The organism is Agromyces sp. P1_H4, from assembly GCF_056405255.1.
In genome coordinates this window covers 1-8,184 of the sequence record NZ_JBFUCL010000159.1, presented here as the reverse complement: position 1 = coordinate 8,184, position 8,184 = coordinate 1, and the positions used below count along the sequence as shown (strand labels likewise).

Annotated in this window: 8 protein-coding genes; 4 read left to right on the top strand and 4 right to left on the bottom strand. The window is 70.5% G+C overall.

The window, feature by feature from the left end; genetic code table 11:
• Positions 1-105: 105 nt before the first annotated feature.
• The gene (gene prpB, locus AC1DY2_RS11000) at positions 106-1,005 is read left to right on the top strand and encodes a methylisocitrate lyase (RefSeq protein ID WP_476762466.1); all 900 of its coding nucleotides are present in this window, start codon (positions 106-108) and stop codon (positions 1,003-1,005) included.
• 127 nt (positions 1,006-1,132) lie between these two features.
• Here prpB and AC1DY2_RS10995 read toward each other — a convergent pair whose 3' ends face one another.
• Positions 1,133-2,047, bottom strand: coding sequence for a hypothetical protein (locus AC1DY2_RS10995; RefSeq protein WP_476762465.1), 915 nt, complete (start codon positions 2,045-2,047; stop codon positions 1,133-1,135).
• 245 nt (positions 2,048-2,292) lie between these two features.
• Here AC1DY2_RS10995 and AC1DY2_RS10990 point away from each other — a divergent pair, with 245 nt between their 5' ends.
• Positions 2,293-3,426 (top strand): bifunctional 2-methylcitrate synthase/citrate synthase, encoded by a 1,134-nt coding sequence (locus AC1DY2_RS10990; protein WP_476762464.1) that lies wholly within the window; start codon positions 2,293-2,295, stop codon positions 3,424-3,426.
• A 105-nt stretch (positions 3,427-3,531) separates the two neighbouring features.
• A complete protein-coding gene (locus AC1DY2_RS10985) occupies positions 3,532-4,086 on the top strand; it encodes a thioesterase family protein (RefSeq protein ID WP_476762463.1) in 555 nt (184 codons plus the stop codon).
• A 1-nt stretch (position 4,087) separates the two neighbouring features.
• On the opposite strand, the gene AC1DY2_RS10980 is transcribed toward AC1DY2_RS10985, so the two are convergent.
• Together AC1DY2_RS10980 and AC1DY2_RS10975 are read right to left on the bottom strand one after the other, a co-directional pair.
• Complete coding sequence (locus AC1DY2_RS10980; RefSeq protein WP_476762462.1) at positions 4,088-5,197, bottom strand: AI-2E family transporter; 1,110 nt, start codon at positions 5,195-5,197, stop codon at positions 4,088-4,090.
• Positions 5,198-5,324: 127 nt separating this feature from the next.
• Positions 5,325-5,837 (bottom strand): SRPBCC domain-containing protein, encoded by a 513-nt coding sequence (locus AC1DY2_RS10975; protein WP_476762461.1) that lies wholly within the window; start codon positions 5,835-5,837, stop codon positions 5,325-5,327.
• A 66-nt stretch (positions 5,838-5,903) separates the two neighbouring features.
• On the opposite strand from AC1DY2_RS10975, the gene AC1DY2_RS10970 reads away from it, so the two are divergent.
• Complete coding sequence (locus tag AC1DY2_RS10970) at positions 5,904-6,332, top strand: hypothetical protein (RefSeq protein WP_476762460.1); 429 nt, start codon at positions 5,904-5,906, stop codon at positions 6,330-6,332.
• A gap of 50 nt (positions 6,333-6,382) precedes the next feature.
• Here the strand turns inward: AC1DY2_RS10970 and AC1DY2_RS10965 are convergent, their stop codons facing one another.
• Positions 6,383-8,074, bottom strand: a complete 1,692-nt coding sequence (locus tag AC1DY2_RS10965) for a phytoene desaturase family protein (RefSeq protein ID WP_476762459.1) — start codon at positions 8,072-8,074, stop codon at positions 6,383-6,385.
• Between the last annotated feature and the right edge of the window lie 110 nt (positions 8,075-8,184).

Genomic DNA, 8,184 nt, shown 5'->3' with positions numbered 1-8,184 from the left:
CCTGCCTGCGGCATCCGTCCTGCCTGCGGCATCCGTCCTGCCTGCGGCATCCGCTCGGCCCTGGGGCATCCGCTCGAAGCTAGGCTGGATCGAAGGAGGCCCACCATGCTCTACGCCCAGACTCCCGCCCACGAGAAGCGCCGGCTCTTCCGCGAGCGCCTCGCCAGCGGGGAGATCATGCGGTTCCCGGGCGCGTTCAACCCGCTCTCGGCGCGGCTGATCGAGCAGAAGGGCTTCGAGGGCGTCTACATCTCGGGCGCGGTGCTCTCGGCCGACCTCGGCCTGCCCGACATCGGCCTGACCACGCTGACCGAGGTGGCAGGCCGGGCGAAGCAGATCGCGCGCATGACCGATCTGCCCGCGATCGTCGACGCCGACACCGGGTTCGGCGAGCCGATGAACGTGGCGCGCACGGTCCAGGAGATGGAGGATGCCGGGCTCGCCGGCCTGCACATCGAGGACCAGGTGAACCCGAAGCGCTGCGGGCACCTCGACGGCAAGCAGGTCGTCGACGAGCACACGGCGCTGCAGCGCATCCGCGCCGCGGTCGACGCCCGCCGAGACGAGAACTTCCTCATCATGGCGCGCACCGACATCCGTGCCGTCGACGGCCTCGACGCCGCCGTCGACCGGGCGAAGAAGCTCGTCGACGCTGGCGCCGACGCGATCTTCCCAGAGGCGATGTCGTCGCTCGAGGAGTTCGCCGCGATCCGCGCCGCCGTCGACGTGCCGCTGCTCGCGAACATGACCGAGTTCGGCAAGAGCGAGCTGTTCACGGTGCGGCAGCTGGCGGACGTCGGCATGAACCTCGTGATCTGGCCCGTGTCGCTGCTGCGCCTCGCGATGGGGGCCGCGGTGCGCGGACTCGACGAGCTCGAGGAGACCGGCTCGCTCAACGGCATGCTCGGGCAGATGCAGCACCGTGCCGACCTCTACGAGCTCATCGACTACGAGGGCTACAACCAGTTCGACACGTCGATCTTCAACTTCCGCGTCGCCCGCTGACCCCGCGGCATCCGCCCGCCCTCCTGGCCCCACCCCGCCCGCCCCCCGCCGGATCATCCCCACCTTCGTGAGGACGGGATCTGCGGGTCCCCGCACCGTTGCACCCGCGAATCTCGTCCTGACGAGGTCAGGTCGGGAACCACCGCGAGAACTGCGGCGCGCCCGCCCAGCCCTTTTGCGCGAGAGTCCGAGCCACGCGCGCGACGAACGCCGCGGGATCGTCGAGGTCCAGTTGCGTCACCTCGATCACGTGCAATCCCGTGTCCTCGAGGCGGACGATGCGACCTCGGTCGCGCCGCCACTGCCCCACGTCGGTGCGGTGGTGGTCGCCCTGGTATTCGAGCACTTCGCCGTATTCCTCGTACAGCAGGTCGACGCGGGCGAGGAAGCGCCCGCCGTCGAAGATCGGCACGTTCGACCGCGGTCGTGGCAGGCCGCCGAGCTGGAGCACCGCTCGGGTCTCGGACTCCTTGGGGGATTCCGATCCGGTGTCGAGCAGATCGAGCGCGGTGCGGAGCTTCGCGTGCAGCCGGCGATCGGGATGGCGTCGCGCGGCATCGACGAGATCCGCGCCGCGGACGAGCAGCGGATCGCCCGCTGCGACCAGTTCGGGGACCGTCAGCGTTCGCGCGAGGTCGCACCACGTGCGAGCCGGTGAGGTGAGACGGATGCCGCGGAGCAGCCCGACCTCGTCGCCGAACACGACGAGGCTCCGAGCCACGATGCCCGCCCGCCTCACCGCACGACCGGGACCGGGCGTGGCGACTTCGACCTGCGGCGGCCGACCGAGCCGCCATGGCAGCGGAATGYCGTGGAGCTCAGCAGCGGCGCCGCCGCAGAGGAACGCGTGCGGGGAGAGCGCCAGGAGCACTGCGCGACAGCGTTCCTCGTATTGCGCCGCGGTGTGGACTCGCACGCCCGACGTCGGTGCGACCAGGTCGGATGCGCGGAGCCGGCTCGGGCTCATGCCGGCCGCCAATGCAGCCCTCGTGGTGAACGGGCCGACGTCGAGCGGGTGGGGGATCGGTGCGCGACGGGTCACGCTCGATCTTGGGTTCCGCTCAGCCGAGCCAGAGGCTTTCGGCGACAAGTGCGGCGAGCAGTCCGCCCCGGCCCGAGCTGTGGAGGACAACCGGAGCGCCTCACCGGGAGTGTGAGGACGGGATCCGCGGGTCCGGGACGCACCGGACCCGCAGATCCCGTCCTCTCGAAGTGGAGAGGGAGCGCCGGAGAGCGCCCTCCCGGAACCGGTAGGCTGAGGCCCCACCCGCGACGAAGGGGACGCACTTGGAAGAGCGAGAGATCTACAAGGGCCTGGCCGGCGTGCCGGTCGACTACACGGCGGTCTCGAAGGTCAACCCCGAGACCAACTCGCTGCTGTACCGCGGCTACCCGGTGCAGGAGCTCGCGGCATCCGTCACCTTCGAGGAGGTCGCCTACCTGCTCTGGTACGGCGAGCTTCCCGACGACCGTCAACTCGCCGAGTTCGAGGAGCGCGAGCGGTCGCACCGCGGCCTCGACCACGAGGTCAAGCGCATCATCGACGAGCTGCCCCTCACCGCGCACCCCATGGACGTCGTGCGCACCGCGGTCAGCGTGATCGGCGCGAGCGATGCCGAGACGCCCGACGACTCGCCCGAGGCCAACCTCGACAAGGCGATCCGGCTCTTCGCGAAGCTCCCGTCGATCGTCACCTACGACCAGCGCCGCCGCCACGAGCTCGAGTTCGTCGAGCCGCGCGACGACCTCGGGTACTCCGCGAACTTCCTCTGGCAGGCGTTCGGCGAGGCGCCGGAGCTCGCGGTGGTGACGGCGTTCGACGTGTCGATGATCCTCTACGCCGAGCACTCCTTCAACGCCTCCACGTTCACGGCCCGCGTGATCACGTCCACGCTCGCTGACCTCTACTCGGCGGTCGTCGGCGCCATCGGCGCGCTCAAGGGCCCGCTGCACGGCGGCGCCAACGAGGCGGTCATGCACGCGTTCGACGAGATCGGCATGGGCGAGGGCAGCGCAGAGCGCGCCATCGCCTGGCTCGACGACGCGCTCGCGAACAAGCGCAAGATCATGGGCTTCGGCCACCGCGTCTACAAGAACGGCGACTCGCGCGTGCCGACCATGCGCGACGCGCTCGAGCGCATCGTCGAGCACTACGACCGCCCCGACGTCCTCGACCTCTACGTGGCCCTCGAGACGGCCATGGGCGAGCGCAAGAACATCAAGCCGAACCTCGACTACCCCTCGGCGCCCGTCTACCACCTCATGGGCTGGGACACCGCGACGTTCACGCCGCTCTTCGTCGCCAGCCGCGTCACCGGCTGGACCGCGCACATCATGGAGCAGGCCGCGTCGAACGCGCTCATCCGCCCGCTCTCGGTGTACGACGGTCCCGACGAGCGGCACGTGCCCGTCAAGGGCTGAACGGATCGCACAACGGCAGCTCGCGGCATCCGCCCGCCCGCTGTGGCGACCCGCCAAGGTGGAGGTTCCGTGCTCGGATCCGGCCTACAGTCGTGGACTATGCACATGTTCTTCCGCACGCTGCTGCACGTGCTGTTCCTGTCCCGTCGGAAGCCCGACCTCGGTCACTACGACGTCGCACGCACGAACTTCGTCACGCTGCCGACCGACCTCGACATCAACCGGCACATGAACAACGGCGTGTACTTCTCGATCATGGATGTCGCGCGCTTCGACATGCTCGTGCGCAACGGCGTGTGGCGGGCGTTCCGCGCGAAGGGCTGGTACCCCGTCGTGGCGAGCGAGACGATCACGTTCCGCAAGTCGCTGAGCCTCTGGCAGCGGTTCACGATCGAGTCGAAGCTCGTGGGCTACGACGACAAGGCCGTCTACATGGAGCAGCGCTTCGTGCGTCCAGGCCCCGACGGCGAGGCCGAGGTCTACGCGCAGGGGTTCATCCGGGCGCGCTTCCTGCGCAAGACGGGCGGCACCGTGCCGGTCTCCGAACTCATCGCCGAGTTCGGCGCGATCGAGGGCCAGGGCATCCCCGAGTGGATCGAACGATGGGGCGCGGATGTCGCGCTGCCGGCGACGAAGGCCAAGGCCCCGTCGCTCTGGTGAACTACGACCGCGCCTTCGCCGGCACGATCACTTCCTTGATGATGAGCAGGATGCCGGCCGCCACCGGGATCGCGACGAGCGCGCCGGGCAGCCCCGCGAGCGTGCCACCGGCGAGGGCTGCGATCAGCACGATCGAGCCGGGCACCTGCACGGCCTTCGACATCACCTTGGGCGTGAGGATGTACGCCTCGACCTGCATGTAGACGAGCATCGCGACCAGCACGATGAGTGCCGAGAGCGGCGACACGAACAACGCGAGCACGGTCATGACGATCGTGGTGAGCACGGTGCCGATGAGCGGGATGAGCGTGATGAAGAACGCGGCCACCGCGATGACGAGGGCGAACGGCACCTGCGCGATGACGAGCACGATGAGGCTGAACGTGGCGTTGAAGAACGCGAGGATCACCATGCCGCTGAGGTAGCGGCCGACGTTCTGCATGATGCGCTCGGCGTAGCCCACGACCCGCTCACGATGCGACGCCGAGATGAGCGTGTAGATCGCCGTCTTCGAGGAGTCGAGCGTGGCGGTGAAGTAGATCGTCAGGATGAAGATGAAGAACCCGGTCGAGATGCCGCCCACGATCGCGAGGCCGACGTTGAGCGCGCCGCCGCCGACGGTCGCCCAGGTCTTCGGGTCGCTGATCAGCCCGACGAACCAGGTGTAGACCGAGGCGAGCACGCCGCCMGAGYCCGACGACGCCTCCTTGAACCAGTCCTGTGCCCGCAGGTCGGCGAGCATCGACGGGATCTGGTCGATGAAGGTGGCGGCCTGGCCGACGACGAGCGGCACCACGATCCACAGCATGCCGGCGATCACGAGGATGAAGAGGATGATCACGGTCAGAATCGCGCCGCCGCGCTTCATCCCGTGGCGCTGGAACCACCGCACGAGCGGGTCGAGCCCGAGCGTGATGAAGGTCGCCGCGAACACCGAGAAGAGCACGCCCGAGAGGTTCAGCAGCGTCCACGCGAGGGCGAGCCCGAGCAGCACGCCGATCGTGGCGATGAACGCCCAGACCAGCGGGCGATTCGCCATCATGTTCGCGGCGCGCTCCCGGCCGGTGGGGCCCGTGCTCTGGTCGCGGGCGCGCCGCTCGATGCTCTTCACGGCGTCAGTCTAGGGGCGCGGATGCCGCGGGCCGCCGAAGCGCGCACGAGCGCCGTCGCGGCATCCGCAGGCCGTCGTCGCGGCATCCGATCGCCGTCGGCTCGCCCTCGTCCGCGCGAGGCCGCGCTCAGCCGTGCGTCTCGGCCGGGACGTGCAGCCCCTTGTAGTGGTCGGCGAACGCCGGGTAGTACGTCTCCCAGTCGGGCAGGGGCCGGCCGGCCTTGGCGGCCATGAGCCGGTCGAGGTAGTAGTCCCAGCCGGGGCCCATCGTCGCGGCATCCGCGGTATTGGGAAGCCGCTGGCCGAAGGTGAGCGTCGTCATGCCGGCGGCCTCGCGGAGGTGCGCGAAGACGCGGATGCCGGTGGGGGCGGGCCCCGAGTCGGCGAGGAAGCGGTGCGGCGGGGCGCACTCGAGGATGCTCACGTTCTGCCACTCGGCGCCGTCGCCCTCGAAGGTCATCTGGAAGCGGACGCCCCCCGTCTCGGGCCGCCCGGTGTAGGTGCCGATCCACGCACGCATGGCGTTGGGATTGGTGAGGGCGTACCAGACCTCCTCGATGGGAGCGTGGAAGAGGCGGTCGAACTGGAGGTAGAGCCCGTCGGGCTTCAACGTGTAGTGGCCGGTCGGTTTCGCGGTCATGGCGCCCCCTGCTCGTCGTGGATCTCAGGCTAAACCCGGCGTGCGGCAAACCACTAGAGTTGCGCCATGGGATCAAGTGGGGGCGCCAAGCGCAAGCCGAATCATCCGTCGGGCGGGCAGTCGTCGAGCACGCGCCAGGCGACGACGACCGCGCAGCATGAGGAGGGCCTGAACATCACCGAGGGCAAGTCGGGCCTCTGGGGCTTCCTCGCCGGTGTCTTCGTCTTCGCGCTGATCGCCGTGCCGCTGTCGGCCTCGTTCGCGTTCGCGACGCATCCCAGCACCCAGCAGCTCTTCGCCGGCCGCCTCGACGAGATGTCACCGGGCGGCTACATCGCGTTCTGGTGGGTCGTCACGATCTTCCTCGTGGCACTGCCGTTCCTGGTGGGTTACGCCATCGCCCGGCTCTCGGGCCGCTCGGTCGCGATCGTCGGCGGCATCATCGCCCTCTTCGTCATCGCGATCCTCGTCATGGGGCAGATGTTCATCTTCTGATCGCCCCTCCGGCCGACTTCCCTGACCCGCCTGCGCTGTGCGCCGGCGGGTCAGTCCGTCTCGGCCTCGAGCACGGCCATGGCCGCGTTGTGCCCGCCGATGCCGCTGACGGCGCCCCCGCGAACCGCGCCCGAGCCGCAGAGCAGGATGCGCGGATGCCGCGTCGCCACGCCCCATCGCTCGGCCGGCGTGGTGAGCGCGGCGCCGTCCTCGGCCCACGGCCACGACAGCGGTCCGTGGAAGATGTTGCCACCGGGCATGCGGAGCGCCTCCTCGAGGTCGAGGGTGGTCTTCGTCTCGATGCAGGGGCGGCCGGCGGCATCCGTCGCGATCACGTCGGCGATCGGCTCGGCGAGCACCGAATCGAGCGAGACGAGCACGGCGGCCTGCAGGCGATCGCGCAGCTCGTCGTTGGAGAACCGCTCGAGCAGCCGGTGCGGCACGTGCAGGCCGAACACGGTGAGGGTGTGGGCGCCCGACGCCGCGAGCTCGGGTGACAGGATCGAGGGGTCGCTCAGCGTGTGGCAGTAGACCTCGCAGGGGAGGGGCGAGGGGATGCCGCCGCGCGACGCCGTGGCGAAGGCCGAGTCGAGCTGCGACTCGAGCTCGTTGATGTGGAACGTGCCCGCGAACGCGGCCTCGGGCGCGACCTCGGGGTCACGGAGGCGGGGCAGCCGGGTCAGCAGGAGGTTGACCTTGACCTGCGCGCCCTCGGGCTCGGCGAGGCGGCGCAGCCGCTCCCGCACGACGGGCGGCACCGGCAGCGGGTCGTTCGGGCGGAACGCCGGCTGGTCGCGGGGGGCGATCGTGGCGGCGCGCGCTGCGGCGGCCTCCGAGCGGCGCGCCGCGGCATCCGTCGCCCCCGCAGCGAGCAGGCGATCGAGCACGACGGGCGCGACGTTGGCGAGGAGCACCTCGGCGTCGACGACGTGCTCGGCGCCGTCGAGCGAGTAGCGGACCCGGCCGTCGGGCTCCACCGTGAGCACCTCGGCGCCGGTCACGAGCTCCGCGCCGGCCGCACGGGCTGCCCGGGCGAGCTCGCCCGCGACCGAGCCCATGCCGCCGATCGGCACGTCCCAGTCGCCCGTGCCGCCGCCGATGACGTGGTACAGGAAGCACCGGTTGGCGTCGAGCGACGGGTCGTCGAGGTCGGCGAACGTGCCGATGAGTCCGTCGGTCGCGACGACGCCGCGCACGAGGTCGCTCGCGAACCGCTCGTCGATCGCGCGGCCGAGGGGCTGCTCGATCAGGGCCCGCCAGGCGTGGTCGTCGCCGACCAGCTCGCGGGCCTCGGCGCGGGTGAGCAGCGGCTCGGTGAGCGTGGGGAACAGGCGTTCGGCGATCCGGCCGGTCTGGCCGTAGAAGGCGTTCCACGCGTCGGCATCGGCTGCGGCGCCGACTCGGGCGAACGCGGCAGCGGATGCCTCGGGCGTCGCCTCGCGGTCGACGAGCAGGCCGCGCGACGGCTCGGCCGGATCGGGCGTGTACGAGGAGTAGCGGCGCCGCACGAGACGGACGTCGAGGCCGAGGTCGTCGATGATGCGCCGCGGCAGCAGGCTCACGAGGTAGGAGTAGCGGGAGAGCCGTGCGTCGACCCCGTCGAACGCCTGCGCCGACACGGCGGCGCCGCCGAGGTGGTCGTCGCGCTCGAGGAGCAGCACGGAGCGTCCGGCGCGGGCGAGGTAGGCGGCGGCGGTGAGGCCGTTGTGTCCGCCGCCGAGGATCACGACGTCGTGGGGCATCCCACGAGCGTACGTGATGGCGCGAAGGCGAGCGGATGCGGCATCCGCTCGCCCTTCGGCCGATCGAGTGGGCGATGTTGGCGGCACCTTCGCGGAGAACCGGCCAACAT